This window comes from Virgisporangium aliadipatigenens, assembly GCF_016863615.1.
Taxonomy (GTDB): Bacteria; Actinomycetota; Actinomycetes; order Mycobacteriales; family Micromonosporaceae; genus Virgisporangium; species Virgisporangium aliadipatigenens.
This window is the reverse complement of record NZ_BOPF01000015.1, coordinates 64,963-79,037: the sequence shown is the minus strand read 5'-3', so window position 1 is coordinate 79,037 and position 14,075 is coordinate 64,963. Positions and strand designations below refer to the sequence as shown.

13 protein-coding genes are annotated in these 14,075 nt (G+C 73.2%); 7 read left to right on the top strand and 6 right to left on the bottom strand.

The features are described from left to right. The first annotated feature begins 2 nt into the window (after positions 1-2). The 3 genes from Val02_RS21675 to Val02_RS21665 all read left to right on the top strand — a co-directional run bounded on the left by Val02_RS21675 (position 3) and on the right by Val02_RS21665 (position 3,272). Positions 3-248 (top strand): DUF2630 family protein, encoded by a 246-nt coding sequence (locus tag Val02_RS21675; RefSeq protein WP_203900977.1) that lies wholly within the window; start codon positions 3-5, stop codon positions 246-248. Between the two features lie 62 nt (positions 249-310). Next, positions 311-1,993 (top strand): DUF1800 domain-containing protein, encoded by a 1,683-nt coding sequence (locus tag Val02_RS21670; RefSeq protein WP_203900976.1) that lies wholly within the window; start codon positions 311-313, stop codon positions 1,991-1,993. Positions 1,994-1,997: 4 nt separating this feature from the next. Next, the gene (locus tag Val02_RS21665; RefSeq protein WP_239153226.1) at positions 1,998-3,272 is read left to right on the top strand and encodes a DUF1501 domain-containing protein; all 1,275 of its coding nucleotides are present in this window, start codon (positions 1,998-2,000) and stop codon (positions 3,270-3,272) included. Here the strand turns inward: Val02_RS21665 and Val02_RS21660 are convergent. The 3 genes from Val02_RS21660 to Val02_RS21650 form a co-directional block, all read right to left on the bottom strand. Then, positions 3,262-6,207 carry an Hsp70 family protein gene (locus Val02_RS21660; protein ID WP_203900975.1) on the bottom strand — a complete coding sequence of 982 codons (2,946 nt, stop codon included), beginning with the start codon at positions 6,205-6,207 and terminating at the stop codon, positions 3,262-3,264. The two genes, Val02_RS21665 and Val02_RS21660, sit on opposite strands and share 11 nt — an antisense overlap. Positions 6,208-6,307: 100 nt before the next feature. Then, positions 6,308-7,252: a serine protein kinase RIO gene (locus Val02_RS21655; RefSeq protein ID WP_203900974.1), complete on the bottom strand. Its 945-nt coding sequence runs from the start codon at positions 7,250-7,252 to the stop codon at positions 6,308-6,310. 151 nt (positions 7,253-7,403) lie between these two features. Continuing rightward, entirely contained in the window at positions 7,404-8,054 is a 651-nt protein-coding gene (locus Val02_RS21650; RefSeq protein ID WP_203900973.1) for an HAD family hydrolase, read from the bottom strand. Between the two features lie 139 nt (positions 8,055-8,193). Here Val02_RS21650 and Val02_RS21645 point away from each other — a divergent pair, with 139 nt between their 5' ends. The 4 genes from Val02_RS21645 to Val02_RS21630 all read left to right on the top strand — a co-directional run bounded on the left by Val02_RS21645 (position 8,194) and on the right by Val02_RS21630 (position 11,136). Further along, positions 8,194-8,769: a TetR/AcrR family transcriptional regulator gene (locus tag Val02_RS21645; RefSeq protein ID WP_203900972.1), complete on the top strand. Its 576-nt coding sequence runs from the start codon at positions 8,194-8,196 to the stop codon at positions 8,767-8,769. 147 nt (positions 8,770-8,916) lie between these two features. Then, on the top strand, positions 8,917-9,816 hold the full coding sequence (locus tag Val02_RS21640; RefSeq protein WP_203900971.1) for a TIGR04222 domain-containing membrane protein: 900 nt from the start codon (positions 8,917-8,919) through the stop codon (positions 9,814-9,816). A gap of 4 nt (positions 9,817-9,820) precedes the next feature. Then, the gene (locus Val02_RS21635; protein ID WP_203901129.1) at positions 9,821-10,645 is read left to right on the top strand and encodes an MbnB/TglH/ChrH family RiPP precursor modification enzyme; all 825 of its coding nucleotides are present in this window, start codon (positions 9,821-9,823) and stop codon (positions 10,643-10,645) included. Then, positions 10,642-11,136, top strand: a complete 495-nt coding sequence (locus tag Val02_RS21630; RefSeq protein ID WP_203900970.1) for an SCO6045 C-terminal-like domain-containing protein — start codon at positions 10,642-10,644, stop codon at positions 11,134-11,136. The genes Val02_RS21635 and Val02_RS21630 overlap by 4 nt, the downstream gene beginning before the upstream one ends. Here Val02_RS21630 and Val02_RS21625 read toward each other — a convergent pair. From Val02_RS21625 to Val02_RS21615, 3 genes are all read right to left on the bottom strand, one after another. Next, on the bottom strand, positions 11,073-12,044 hold the full coding sequence (locus Val02_RS21625; RefSeq protein ID WP_239153225.1) for an alpha/beta hydrolase: 972 nt from the start codon (positions 12,042-12,044) through the stop codon (positions 11,073-11,075). The two genes, Val02_RS21630 and Val02_RS21625, sit on opposite strands and share 64 nt — an antisense overlap. Positions 12,045-12,119: 75 nt before the next feature. After that, entirely contained in the window at positions 12,120-12,785 is a 666-nt protein-coding gene (locus Val02_RS21620; protein WP_203900969.1) for a response regulator, read from the bottom strand. Then, complete coding sequence (locus Val02_RS21615; RefSeq protein ID WP_203900968.1) at positions 12,760-14,007, bottom strand: sensor histidine kinase; 1,248 nt, start codon at positions 14,005-14,007, stop codon at positions 12,760-12,762. Before Val02_RS21615 ends, Val02_RS21620 begins: the two co-directional genes overlap by 26 nt. Positions 14,008-14,075: the final 68 nt, after the last annotated feature.

Sequence of the window (14,075 nt, the reverse complement as noted above, 5' to 3'; positions counted from 1 at the left end):
CCATGGCTGACGAACAGGTACTTCGGCACATTCACGACCTCGTCGAGGAGGAGCACCGGTTGCGGGCCGGGGTGCAGGACGGTTCGCTCTCCACCGACGAGGAACACGCCCGGCTGCGCGCCGTCGAGGAGCAGTTGGACCAGCTGTGGGACCTGCTGCGGCGCAGGCGCGCGGCGCGGGACAACGGCCAGGATCCGGAGAGCGTCGCGCAGCGGCCGATCCCCGAGGTGGAGCAGTACCGGCAGTAGTGAGCCGGTTGCATGCCGGTTGACGTGGTCAGGTCGATGCGACCCGGGCCGATCTGTCCGGCATGCGGAGCCCCCACGCAGTACCCACCCCGGCCGTCGGCGCCTCCGGGCACGCCGGCCCGGCGATCCCGGCGCAGGCCGCGCCGCACGCGACGAGTCCGGCCCGGGCGGTGGCGCCCGCCGCGCGACGGCCCGGGCGCCGGGGCCTGCTGAAGGCGGTGGCCGCGATCGGCGCCGCCGGCACCGGCCTGGCGATCGCCGAGCCGGCCGCCGCCGCTCCGGCCGCGACGGCCGCTCCGAAGGCCGCCGCCGACACCACGGCCGACGCCGCGCTGCAGCTTCTGCTGCGCCGCGCCACCTACGGCCCCACCGTCGACTCCATGGCCGAGCTGAAGTCCCTCGGCGTCGCCGCCTGGCTGCAGCGCCAGCTGAACCCCGCCCAGATCGACGACGCGCCCGGCGACGCCGTCGTGAAGCGGTTCCCGCTGATCGCGCTCGACATCACCGGCGTGCGCAAGGCCGTCGAGGCCGGCACGCACAAGAAGTACGGCTGGGAGACCATGTCCCAGCTCGCCACCGCGCACGTCGCCCGGGCGGCCTGGAGCCGGCGGCAGCTGTTCGAGGTGATGGTCGACTTCTGGTCCAACCACCTCAACGTCACCTGCCCCTCCGGCGACGTGTGGGACAGCCGCCAGGACTACGACCGCACCGTCATCCGGGCGTTCGCGCTCGGCCGCTTCGCCGACATGCTCAAGGCGAGCGCGCGGCACCCGGCGATGCTCAGCTACCTGGACAACCGTTCGTCGACGAAGGCGAAGCCGAACGAGAACTACGCCCGCGAGCTGATGGAACTGCACTCGGTGGGCCTGGTCTACACCGAGGCCGACGTGCAGGCCGCCGCGCGGCTGCTCACCGGCCTGACCGTCGACAACAAGACGGGGCTGTACCGGTTCGACGCCCTGCAGCACGCGACCGGCGCGGTCAAGGTGCTCACGTTCAGCCACGCGAACGGCACCGCCGCGGGCGGCGAGGCGGCGGCGCTGGCGTTCGTGGAGTACCTGGCGATGCAGCCGGCGACGGCCAAGCGGCTGGCGTACAAGCTCTGCGTCCGCTTCGTGGCCGACGAACCGCCCGCGGCGCTCGTGGAGAAGCTCGCGAAGGTGTACCTCGACAACAGGAGCGCCATCGGGCCGGTGCTGACGGCGCTGTTCACGTCGCCGGAGTTCGCGGCTTCCGCGGGTCAGAAGGTGCGCACGCCGTTCGAGGACATCGTCGCGTCGGTGCGCGCGCTCGGGCTGGGCCCCGACACCGACGGCGGGTTCGCCGGGATCCGCGCGCTGTACTGGATGTGCGAGTCGGCCGGGCAGCCGCCGCTGGGCTGGCATCCGCCGAACGGCTACCCGGACGTCGCCGCCGCCTGGGCCTCCCCGTCCGGCTACGTGGAGCGGTGGAACTCGCACCTCAACCTGGCCGCCGGCTGGTGGCCGAAGCAGCTGTCGCGGCCCGCGTCGCTGCCGGCGTTCCTGCTCCCGGGAACGCTGCCCGCCACCTACGGCCCGATGCTCGACGCGTTGCACCGCCGGGTCACCGGGGCCGCGCCGCGCCCGCAGGACGTGACGGCGCTGGCGACGTTCCTGGGCAAGACGCCCACGTCGGCACTGAAGCCGACCGACGCCGCCGTCACGAGCAAGTTCCCGTATCTCGTCGCGCTGCTGCTCGACGCCCCGTCCTTCTTGGTGAGGTAGCCGAATGTCCACAGTGGAAATGTGCGGGTGCGAGGAGCAGAAGGCGTTGTCCCGGCGGGGTTTCCTGGGGCGGGCCGCCGCCGTCGGGGCCGCCGCGGGGCTGGCCGGACTGGTCGGCGACGGGCTGGCGAGCCGGTTCGCGTTCGCGGCTACGCCGTCGTACACCGGCGACGTGCTCGTGGTGCTGTCGCTGCGCGGCGGGTTCGACGGGCTGTCGGCGATCGTGCCGCACGGCGACCCCGAGTACTACAAGGCGCGGCCGACCATCGGGGTGCCGAAGGCGAAGCTGATCGGGGGCAACGAGATGTTCGGGCTGAACCCGGCGCTCGCGCCGCTGCTGCCGTACTGGCAGGGCGGGCAGCTGGCCGCGGTGCAGGCCGTCGGGCAGCCGGCGCAGAACCGTTCGCACTTCGCCGCGATGGAGGAGCTGGAGCGCGCCGCCGCGGGCACCTCGGTGCGCACCGGCTGGCTGGACCGGATGCTGGGCCTGACGGGGGCGAGCACCCCGTGGGCCGGGGTGTCGCTGGGCTCGCCGTCGCCGGTTCGCGCGCTCGCCGGGCCGTCGCCGGACCTGTCACTGTCCACTGTGGACGGCTTCCGGATGTCGGGCGACACCGACAAGCTGCCGATGGCGGCGGCGTTGCGGGCGCTGCACACCGGCACGCCGGCCGCCGTCTCGGCACCGGCGCTGGCCGCCAACGAGGCGATGGCGACGGTGAAGACGCTCACCGCGTACACGCCGGCCAACGGTGCCGTGTACCCGGACACCCCGCTGGCGCGGGCGCTGCGTGACGTGGCGCGGCTCATCAAGGCGAACGTCGGCCTCACGGCCGCCTGCGTCGACTTCGGCGACTGGGACATGCACGAGGGGCTGGGCACCGCCGAGGCCGGCCAGCGGATGTTCACGCACCTGGGCGAACTGGCCGCCGCGCTGGCCGCGTTCGCCACCGACCTGGGCCCGACCGGCCTGGCGAACATGACGCTGGTGACGCTGTCGGAGTTCGGCCGGCGGGTGGCCGAGAACGGCTCCCGCGGCGTGGACCACGGCTACGGCAACGCCATGCTGATGCTCGGCGGCGGCGTCAAGGGCGGCACCGTCTACGGCAACTGGCCGGGTCTGGCGCCGGCGAAGCTCGCCTCCGGGGATCTCATGTCGACCACGGACTACCGGTCGGTGCTCGCGGAGGTGCTCCAGAAGCGGTGCCGGGTGGGCGCCACGGGCACCGTCTTCCCGAACGTGACCCCGAGCGCGTTCGGGCTGGTCAACGCTAAAGGCTGAAGCGGAGCACCTTCTTGTCCTTGGTGAGCGCGGTGGCTCCCTTGGTGCCGAGAATGATCTCCTCGGGCGCGTCGCCGGTCCCCAGGTCGGCGCGCCCGATCGCCGTGCCGCTCTTGGGGTCGATCACGACCAGGTAGAAGCGCAGCTTCCCGCCGATCGACGACGACGCCGTCCGGATGCCGACCTTGCCTCCGGCGGCCGTCACCACCGAGTCGCCGTCGCCGATGCCGCGGGTGACGTTGCCGTTGGCCGGGTCCAGGACCGAGGCCTTACTGATGCTGTCGAACGTCCCCTCGCCGAACACGAGCTGGTTGTCGACGACGTACCAGTTCTGCTTGTCGGCGAAGTCGTGCGGCTTCTCCCACACGCTCTTGCCGGCGGCCACGTCGATGGCGACCGTCTTGTACCAGCCGGCGCTGCTGTTGTTGACGTCGACGCACACGTGCGCGGGGCCGCACGGCTTGAGGCGTTCGACGTCGGCGCCGGGGCCGAGCGGCACGGTCCACTTCTTCTTCAGGTCCGAGGTGCCGTAGCCGCCGATGGTGGCCTGGCCGGGCGCCTCCTTGTCGGTGAGCTTGCCGACGACCACACCGTTGTAGACGGTCCAGTGCTCGTCCTCGATCGGCACGGTGCCGTTGGCCTTCACCTGGTTGTTCAGGTCGTAGACGGCCGACTTGCCGTTGCCGTCGGTCAGTTCGACCACACCGGCCGGGTCGGCGACGATCGACTCCTCGAACGGCCCCGGCGAGAAGAAGATCGCCCCCTGCCCGCCGACGCCGGCGCCCTCCTTGCCGTCCGGCCACTTGCGCATCGGCTCGGCGCGGTGGTGGCCGCTGGAGACGCTGTTGTTCTTGGCGGCGGAGCGCTTCCACTTCTCCTGGCCGGTGCGCAGGTCGACGCGCTTGATCGCCAGCGTGCTGAACCCGCGCACCTCCACGAGCGCGTCGGTGCCGAAGTAGGCGATGTCGTACGCCTGGTCGTCCCACTCCTTCGGGGCCATGCGGACGGCGCCGTCGGCGGTCGACAGCGTGGCGCGGGCGGACTTGCCGGCGAAGTTGGCGGCCTTCGCGCCGTCGACGATGAGGATGTCGCCGACCACGGTCAGCTTCATGCTGGCCGGCTGCATCGGGACGGCGACCTCCCACTTGGGGCCGCCGCCGGCCGCCGGTACCGCGGCGACCTTGAGCTGGCCGGTCTCGGCCGTCGCGTAGTACACCGTGTCGCCGCTGACGGTCACCGCCGCGGACTGGCCGGCCGGCAGTTGGATCGCCTCGCCGCCCTTGAGGGTGGCCGCGTTGCCGGTGTCCCGCTGCCCGCCGTCGCCGTCACCGGCGCCGTCCCGGCCCTCGTCGCCGGTGGCCTGGTTCCAGGTGTCGGTGGCGATCTGCACGACCTTGTACACGCCGAACCCGCACGACGCGAAGAGCGCGAGGACAACCACGAGCACCACGTACCGCGCCTTGCCGCGCCGCCGGGGCGGTGGCGGAACGGCCGCCCCGCGACCCGGGATCCCGGTCGGCGACACGTGCGGCATGGGCCCACCCGGCGGCACCGGCCCACCGGGCATCGGGCCGCCCTGCATCGGGCCGCCGCTGGTGGGCGGCCGCGCGGGGATTCCCGTCGGCGGCACGGGCGGCACCGTGGGCGCCCCGAAGCTGCCCGTGTTCGGAACGGACTGCATCGGCGGATACGAGACCGGGAAGGTCGGATCGGCCGCCGGGGCGAACGGCGCCGGCGGGGCGAACGACGCCTGCGGCGCACCGGAGGTCACCTGCGCCGGCGGCCCCGAGGTCACCTGCGCCGACACTCCCGAGACCGGCGTGGGCGGCCCGGAGACCACCGACGTCGGCGTGGGATCCGGGGCGAAGGCCTGCGCCTCCCCGCCCACCAGCAGCGCACCGAACGCCACCGGCAGCTCCGGCTGCTCCGGCACGGTCGGCGCGATCCCGAACCGGGAGTGCAGCCGCTGCGCCACGAGCGGGATCCGCGACGAACCACCGACCAGGAAGATGCCGGCGAGGTTCCCGGCACCGGAGCGTTCGACCACCCGGCGGGTCTCGTCGACGGCGCGCTGGATCAGCGGGCCGGCGACCCGTTCGAGCTCCTCGCGGGTGAGGTGCAGGGCGTTGTCGAGGCCGGGCACCTGCACCGGTGCCGCGGAGGTGCGGGAGAGCATCTCCTTCGCGCCGCGCACCTCCGCCCAGAACTGCTGGCGCTCGCGCTGTTCGCTGCGCGGGCCGGGGTTGTTGAGCCGCTGCCACACGCGTGGGCTGCGCTGGGCGATGAGCGCCCCGACGTGCCCGACCAGCGCGGCGTCGACGTCCACCCCACCCAGGTCGTCGAGGCCACCGACGGCGAGGACGCGCAGGCCGGTGGGCTCACGGCGGAGAACGGAGACGTCCAACGTTCCCCCGCCGAAGTCGAAGACGGCGAGATCCTCACCGACGGCGATCTCCTGGCGGAGTACCTCCATGCAGTAGGTGGCGGCGGCGACGGGCTCGTCGACCAGCTCGACCTCGCCGAGCCCGGCCGCCTGCGCGGCGGTGAGCAGAACGCTGCGCCGCCGGCGCCCCCAGTCGGCGGGGCAGGTGAGGACGGCGCCGGAGCCGGCCGGCACACCGGCGAGGGCGGCCTCCTCGGCGACCCGGCGCAGCAGGGCGGTCAGCAGCTCCACGACCTCGAACTCGGTGTTGCCGAGCAGCACCGAGCCCTCGTCGACGCGCCGCTTGGGGTGCGGTTCGAAGCTGCTCGGGTCGGTCAGCGCGAGGCGCTCGGCGTCGCGGCCCACGTGCAGCCGCGGCGGCTCGGCGAACACTGCCGACGGCATGAGCGGCGACCCGTCGAAGAGCACGGCGCGCGGGGCCTCGTCACCGCGTCGCACCACGGCGACGGTGTGGGACGTGCCGAGGTCGATCGCGAGCCGGTGGCGCGCCACGAACTTCTCCCCTCGTTCGGCCCCGGCGATAGTACGGCACCAGGTAAGGGGTGACGCAGGGCCGAGAGGGCAGCGTATGCCCTCCCGGCCACCCGGTACATCAGCGGATCCCGGCGTCCCTCAGCAGGTCCTCGGTGAGCGCCGGGGCATCGACGGGATGCCCCTTGGCGGTGAACCAGTCCGCCATCACCCGCACGTCCCGGGCCAGGAACTCCGGCCCCTGCGGATTGATGACGACGTCCACCACCTGTGGCAGGTCGATGAGGACCAGCTGCCCCTCGTGCACCAGCACGTTGTAGGGCGAGAGGTCGCCGTGCGCCAGGCCGGCCCGGGCCAGCACGGTCACGGCGTCGACCGTCTGCTGCCACAGATCGGCCAGTTCGTCCCGCGACGGGCGGGTCTGGACGAGCCGCGGTGCCCCCTGCCCGTCCGCGTCGCCGAGGAACTCCAGCAGCAGCTCGGTCCCGTCGAGTTGCACCGGGTAGGGGACGCGGAGGCCGCCGGTGGCCTGGCCCAGTTCCCACAGATTGGCCAGGGCCGCGAACTCGGCAGCGGCCCACTGCGCCGCGATGACCTGACGCCCGAACGCGGTCCGGGATCCCATGGCCCGGTTGGTCCGCGATTCGCGCACGCGGCGCCCCTCGAGATAGCCGGCGTCCCGGTGGAACAGCCGGTGCTCGGTGGAGCGGTAGCGCTTGGCGGCCAGCAGCACGCCGCGGTCGGTGTCCGGAACGACGCGCTCCAGCAGGGAGACGTCGGCCTCTTTGCCCGTCTTGAGGACCCCGAGGTCGGTGTCGATCGCACCGTCGTCGGTGATGACCCAGGCCGGCCACGGCTCGGGACCGTGCAGCACGTCGGTGTCGACCCAGGTGGACCAGCGGTCGCCGAACGGTGGCCCGTCGAGCTCGGGCCGGTCGTCGACGAGGCGGACGGGCTGCCGCCTTCTTACGAAGGTCTCTTCGTCATCAGCACTTACATAGGTTTCTTCGTCATCGAATCTGCGACGGCGCCCACGGCTGGGCCCGCCGAAGTCTTGCTCGCGCAACGCGGGTTACTCCTTGGAAGAAGAGACGGAAGCAGGGCGAAGCCCTTCACAGGCGCCATGGCGAGGCCTCCCATCTCTTGTCCCGAAGGTGCGAGCTGTCCCGAAGGTGCGAGCGCACGATCACACGTCAGCGGGCGCGCACACAACCGATTTAATAGCCGGACCCGAGCACCTCGGCCACGGCCTCGATCACCCCGTCGCACACCCGCGTCGGCACGAACCGGTTGTCGTACCAGGTGCGTCCCCTCCGCAGCCACACGCTCGGCACCCCGATCGCGTCGGCGCCGCCGATGTCCGCCTCCGGGCTGTCCCCGATCAGCCACGCGCCGCGCAGGTCGCCGCGGGCCTTGGCGGCGGCGATGTCGAAGATGCGCGGGTTCGGCTTGCGAACGCCGGCGTCCTCGCTGATGACGTAGGCGACGATCTCGTTCATCAGCCCGGTCCGGCGCAGCTTCTCCTCCTGCACGCGGGTGGGGCCGTTGGTCACGACGATCGGCATCCAGTTGGCGTTGGCGGCGATCCGCAGCGCGAACGCCACCAGCGGATCGAGCCGCAGGTGGGCGAGCAGCCCCTCCCGAATCGCTTCGACGAGGTCGATCGCGGAGGCGCGCAGGCTGTAGCGGTCCTTGATCGCGTCGGCGAGGTCCCAGGCGTCGGTCATCCCGTCGGCGTCGAGCGCGACGAGCCAGTCGAGGTCGTGATCGGGCGCACCGAGCTCGGCGAGGAACCCTTTTGACCAGGTCTGGAATGCCCCCGCACGGTCGAGCAGGGTGTTGTCCAGGCTGAGGAACAACAGGGGCACAGCGCGAAGATTACGGCAGACTGTCCGATCGCCGACAGTCCCCCAGGTGTCTGTAACAAGCCTCTAACCACGCAGAACATCAAGTACCAGCGCCGGACACACTTATGCAATCCGTACGTACGGCTTGCATAATCGTGGGATGCCCCGAGTCAGTCAGGATCAGCTCGACGCCCGGCGCCGGCAGATTCTCGCCGGGGCGCGCGCCTGCTTCGCCCGGCACGGATACGAGGGTGCCACGGTGCGCCGCCTGGAAGAAGAGACCGGCCTGTCCCGCGGTGCGATCTTCCATCACTTCCGGGACAAGGAGTCCCTCTTCCTCGCCGTGGCCGAGGACGACGCCGCCGCGATGGTCGCCACCGTCGCCGAGCACGGGCTCGTGCAGGTCATGCGCGACCTGCTGGCCCGCGCCGACGAGCCGGACCAGGCGGGCTGGCTCGGCACGCAGCTCGAGGTCTCCCGGCGGCTGCGCACCGACCCGGACTTCACCAAGCGGTGGGCCGCGCGTTCGGAGGCGATCGCCGCCGCCACCCGCGACCGGCTCATCCGGCAGCGGGACGCGGGCGTGCTGCGCGCCGACGTGCCCGTGCAGGTGCTGGCCCAGTTCCTCGAACTGGCCTACGACGGCCTCGTCCTCCATCTGGCGATGGGCCGCCCGGCGGTGGACCTGGAGCCGGTGCTCGACCTGGCCGAGTCGGTCGTCCGCCGCCAGCGCTAGCCCTCGCCGGCCGGCAACCGTCGATCTTGCAGTTGTGGCGCCCGGCGTGTCCGGTAATGCCCCGCACTGTCCCCACCACAACTGCAAGATCGGCGAAGCGGCCGCAGGCACGTGCCGCAACTGGCCCGCAGGCCGCACAATGCAGCCATGCGCACCATCACTGCCGACACCTGGGGAATCGCCGGCCCCACGTTCCTCGGGCTCTTCGCGGTGCTGGCGGTCGCCGCCCTGCTGATCACCGCCCTCCTCCGGCGCGCGCTGGCCCAGGGCCGCGTCGACCCCCGGTGGGAGCCCGGCCCGGAGGAACTCGGCTACGTCAACGGCAACGCCCTCCAGGCCGTGGCCGTGAGCCTCGCCGGGCTGCGGGCCGCCAACGCGATCAGCGTCGAGTCCGGCACCATCACGGTGATCGGTTCGCCGCCGCCCGCCCCGAGCGAGCTCACCTGGGCCGTGTACCAGGCCGTGCAGCAGCGCCCGATGCGCGCGCTCGCCCTGGTCAAGGAGCGTTCCATCGCGCCGGCGCTGCAGCACCTGCGCGACACGCTGGTGCGCCACGGCTGGCTGCTGTCGCCGCGCCGGCGCAACGCGATGCGGCTGGCCGCGCTGCCGATGTTCGCGGTGCTGGCGCTGGGGATCGCGCGGATCGTCGCCGGTATCGACGCGGGTAAGCCGGTGGGGTTCGTCGTCATGCTGACCGTCGTGGTGGGCGTGCTGATCCTGCCGACGCTTGTCGTGTCGCCGCGTTCGCGGGCCGGGCAGTCGGCCATGGCGCGCACCCGGGCCGCGCACGTCCGGCTCGACCCGCGCGACCACGCCTCGGCGGCCTCCGCGTTCGGTGCCGGTGGTGCCGCGCTCGCCGTCGGGCTCTTCGGCGCCGCCGCGCTGTGGTCGGCGGATCCGGCCCTCGCGGCCGAGACGGATCTGGGCCGGCTGGGCGGTTCCTCCGGGTCGTCCGGCGGCGACTCCGGCAGCGGTTGCAGCGGCGGCAGCAGCTGCGGCGGGGGTAGTAGCTGCGGCGGCGGAGGGGGTGGCGGCTGTGGGGGCTGACGTGCTGCCGGCCGAGATCGGGGTCGGCGTGGGTTGGCGGCCCGAGATCGCCGACGTCCTCGCCGCCCTGCCGAGTCTCCCGTTCACCGAGGTGATCGCCGAGTCGGTCCGTCCCGCTGATCCTCCCCCCGCCCTTCTTTCCCTTGTCGAACGGGGAACCGTGGTCATCCCGCACGGTGTGCGCCTCTCCCTGGGCGGGGCCGAACCCGTTGCCACGCACCGCGTCCGGCACATGGCGGAGGTGGCCGAGGCGCTCCGGGCACCGCTGGTGAGCGACCACATCGCCTACGTGCGTTCGGGCGGCCTGGAGGTCGGGCACCTCACACCCGTGCCGCGCACCCGGGAGACGGTCGACGTCATCGTGGACAACGTCCGACGCGTGCAGGCCGACCTGCCGGTGCCCATCGCCCTGGAGCCGATCGCGGCGCTCTTCGACTGGCCGGACGACGAACTGACCGAGGCGCAGTTCCTCACCGAGATCGTCGAACGCACCGGCGCACCGCTGCTGCTCGACATCGCCAACGTCTACGCCAACGCGGTCAACCGCGGCGAGGACCCGACCGCCCTGCTCGACGCCCTCCCCCTCGAACGCGTCGCCTACGTGCACGTCGCCGGCGGCGAGGAGGCGGACGGCGTCTACCACGACACGCACACGGATCCGACCCCGCCGGCCGTGCTCGACCTCATCCGCGAGCTGTGCGCGAGGCGCCGCCCACCCGCCCTGATGCTGGAGCGCGACGGCGACTACCCGCAGCCGTCGGAACTCCGCGCCGAACTCGACGCGATAGCGGCGGCCAGCGGCTACCCGCGCATCACGACCCCCGCATGAGCGGCAACGCTCTGGGCGACGCGCGGCAGCGCCTGGCCGCCAAGCAGACCGCGCTCGCCGCCGCCCTCGTGGCCGGCGCCCCCACCCCCGACGGCTTCGACGAGCGGCGGGTGGCGATCGCCCGTTCGGCCCTGCTCAACAAGCGCGCCGGCGAGGTGGCCCACACCTGGCCCGCGCTCGCCGCGTCGCTCGGTCCACAGTGGAGGACGATCTTCCGGGGTTGGGCCGCCGGCCGGCCGCCGCGCGGTTCGCTGCGCGACGGGTTCGACCTCGCCCGCGAACTGGCCGTCACCCGGCGGCTCCCCGAAGCGGCCGTGGCGGAGCTGGCCGAGCGCGAGGGGCACTTCTACTACGACGGCATCCGGCCGCCGCGCCATCGCCGGTGGACGCCGTCGTTCGTACGCACGCCGTTGGGGCGGCTGCGCGTTCAGCTCATGTCGCGCGCGATGCCGGCGAGCGCGGCCAGCGACGAGGTGCCCGGCACGAAGTAGCCGTCGTGCCCGTCGACGTCGCCGCACGGCACCTCCCGGGAGCCGAACCCCGCCCCGGTCGGCTTGGCGCCGTGCCCGAACCCGAGCACCCGCACGCCCGGCACGAAGCGGGTCCAGTCGTTCGGGGCCCGGCCGGCCCACACCCGCGCGGTGGTGCGCAGCGCCGCGGCGTCCCGCACGCCCATGCCCGGGCTGCCCAGCGCCACCAGGTCGGTGACCGCCGCGGGCAGGGCCGGCGCCGCGTAGCCGAGCACCGCCGAGCCGTACGAGTGTCCAATGAGGACGAACGTCGCCGTGGGCCGTTGCACGGCGAGCCCGCGCAGGAAGCGCACGAGTGCGGCGGCCCCGTCGCGGGCCCGTTCGGTGCGCGCCGAGGCGATGCCGAGTCCCTCCGGCGGGTCGTAGCCGAGCCAGGCCACCACCGCGACGCCGGGGCCCGCCGCGTCGTGCACCTGCTTCGCCTGCCACGCCGGTGCGCGGCGGAGCACGCCGCCGAGTCCACTGTGGAAGTTCGCCGCGTCGGTGTCGACGCCGGGCACCAGCACCACGATCCGCCGGGCGGTCAGCGGATCGCCCACGACCTCCGCGACGCGCCCGTCGCCGCGCGGGTCGTCGAGCAGGCGCACGCCGTCGCCGGCCGCGAGCCGCAGCGCGAGCGGCGCGCCGTCGAGCCCGTTGACCAGCCGGGGATAGCTGCGCGCCAGGTACGCCGACTCGACCGGCCCGGCCGCGTCGAAGAACTCCGCCACGGCGGCGGGGTCGGCGTGCCGCGGGTCGGGCAGGGCGCGGCCGGCGTAGCGCTGCGCCGACCAGGCCGCCACGTCGGCCGGCACGACGTGCGCCGACACCGGACCGGCCGGCGCCACGAGCAGAATCCCCGACACCGCCAACGCAACCATGACTCGCATGGCTCCAGAAGCTAGGGAGGACAACGCCTTCCGCGAGTCACACCGGGGAGCCGTTCACCCCGTAGTGCTCCGGTGCTACTCGCCGGGAACAACAAGACCCGTCTCGTAGGCGAAGACCACGACCTGCGCCCGGTCGCGCAGTTCCAGCTTCATCAGGATCCGTCCCACGTGCGTCTTGACCGTCTGTTCCGCCACGACGAGGTCGGCCGCGATCTCCGTGTTGGAACGCCCACGCGCGATCAACCGCAGCACCTCCGTCTCCCGCGACGTCAGGGCGTTGAGCCGCTCCGGCTTCGGCCGATCCGCACGCGGCCGGGACGCGAACTCCGCGATGAGCCGCCGCGTCACGGACGGCGCGAGCAGCCCCTCCCCCGCCGCGACGACCCGCACCGCGTTGACCAGATCCGCGGCCGGCGCGTCCTTCAGCAGGAACCCGCTCGCCCCGGCCCGCAGCGCCTCGAACACGTAGTCGTCGAGGTCGAACGTCGTCAGCATCAGCACCTTCGGCACGTCCGCCCCGTTGCCCGCCGCGGTGATCCGCCGGGTGGCCTCCACGCCGTCCAGCACCGGCATGCGGATGTCCATCAGGACGACGTCGGGCCGCAGCTCCCGCACGGCGGTCACGGCCTCGGCGCCGTTGCCCGCGTCGCCGACCACCACGAGGTCGGGCTGTGCGGCGAGCAGCGCCCCGAACCCCTGACGCACCATCGCCTGGTCATCGACGATCAGCAGCCGAATCATCCGTCTTCTCTATCAGTAGGGGGTCATCGGTGAGCGGCAGCGTCGCCCGCACCGCGAAGCCGTCCGGGCCCGGGCCGGCGGTAAGCCGCCCGCCCAGCGCGGTGGCGCGTTCGCGCATGCCGGCGAGGCCGAGCCCGGGCCGCACCGGTCCGTTCGGGGCCGGGTCGACGTCGTTGGCCACGAGCAGGCGCAGCTCCCGATCGGGCCACACGTCGAGCGAGACGCGCACCGGTGCGCCCGGCGCGTGCCGGGTGGCGTTGGACAGCGCCTCCTGCACGATCCGGTACGCGGTGAGCTGCACCGCGGACGGCACCGACGCGCGGTCGCCGGTGAGCGTGAGCGTGATGTCCACGCCGGCGGCCCGGGCGGTCTCGACGAGCACGGCGACGTCGTCGAGCTGCGGCTGCGGCGCCCGGGACGGATCGGCGCCCTCGGCGTCCTCGCTGCGCAGCACCCCGAGCAGGCGGCGCATCTCGGTGAGCGCCTCGCGCGACGCGGCCGCGATCCCGGCGAACTCCTCGCGCGCCTCGTCCGGCATGCCGTCCAGGCGGTACGGCGCCGTCTCCGCCCGAACGACGATGAGCGACATGTGGTGCGCCACCACGTCGTGCAGTTCGCGGGCGATGCGGGTGCGCTCCTCCAGGACCGCGCGGCGCGCCTTCTCCTGCTCGGTGCGGGCCTCCTCCTCGACCAGCCCGCGCTGCGCCTCCCGCCGCCGCCGGATCTGATCCGCGGTGATCGTGACGGCGAGGACAAGCATCATGACGGCGAGGCTGTTCGGGTTCTTGACGAAGACGATCACCACGGCGCCGGTGAGGACCAGCGCCCACAGCAGTTCCGCGCGGCGGCGGTGGATCCCGAACCACCCGAACGCCAGCAGCGCCACCAGGATCTGCGCGGGGTGCCACGGCCATGGCGCGTCCGGCATCGCGTTCACCGACACGCCGGCGATGATCAGCCCCACGAACGACACCTGCCACGCCAGGGCCGGCCGCCGCCGCATCAGCAATACCGGCGCCACCACCAGCGCGGCCAGCAGCAGCGCGCTGAACGTTCCCTTGTTCAGCTGGTTGTACTCGGTGGCGGTGATGACCCACAGGCCCGCCGCGACGAGGTAGCCGACGCCGACCCACAGCGCCGGCAACGGCATGCGCGGGTCCGGGGTGTCCCGGGCGAGGACCACGGACGCCGCGCTCCGCAGCCGGCGACGGATAACGCGCATCGCCGCAGGGTACGTGGCAGGTATGCGAACGCGCGCCACACCTGGGTATCGGGCCGCCCCCTACCACG

Coding starts and splice junctions, on each gene's coding strand:
- Val02_RS21675 (WP_203900977.1), top strand. CDS start 3: ATGGCTGACGAACAGGTACTTCGGCACATTCACGACCTCGTCGAGGAG.
- Val02_RS21670 (WP_203900976.1), top strand. CDS start 311: ATGCGGAGCCCCCACGCAGTACCCACCCCGGCCGTCGGCGCCTCCGGG.
- Val02_RS21665 (WP_239153226.1), top strand. CDS start 1,998: ATGTCCACAGTGGAAATGTGCGGGTGCGAGGAGCAGAAGGCGTTGTCC.
- Val02_RS21645 (WP_203900972.1), top strand. CDS start 8,194: ATGCCCCGAGTCAGTCAGGATCAGCTCGACGCCCGGCGCCGGCAGATT.
- Val02_RS21640 (WP_203900971.1), top strand. CDS start 8,917: ATGCGCACCATCACTGCCGACACCTGGGGAATCGCCGGCCCCACGTTC.
- Val02_RS21630 (WP_203900970.1), top strand. CDS start 10,642: ATGAGCGGCAACGCTCTGGGCGACGCGCGGCAGCGCCTGGCCGCCAAG.
- Val02_RS21625 (WP_239153225.1), bottom strand. CDS start 12,044: ATGCGAGTCATGGTTGCGTTGGCGGTGTCGGGGATTCTGCTCGTGGCG.
- Val02_RS21620 (WP_203900969.1), bottom strand. CDS start 12,785: ATGATTCGGCTGCTGATCGTCGATGACCAGGCGATGGTGCGTCAGGGG.
- Val02_RS21615 (WP_203900968.1), bottom strand. CDS start 14,007: ATGCGCGTTATCCGTCGCCGGCTGCGGAGCGCGGCGTCCGTGGTCCTC.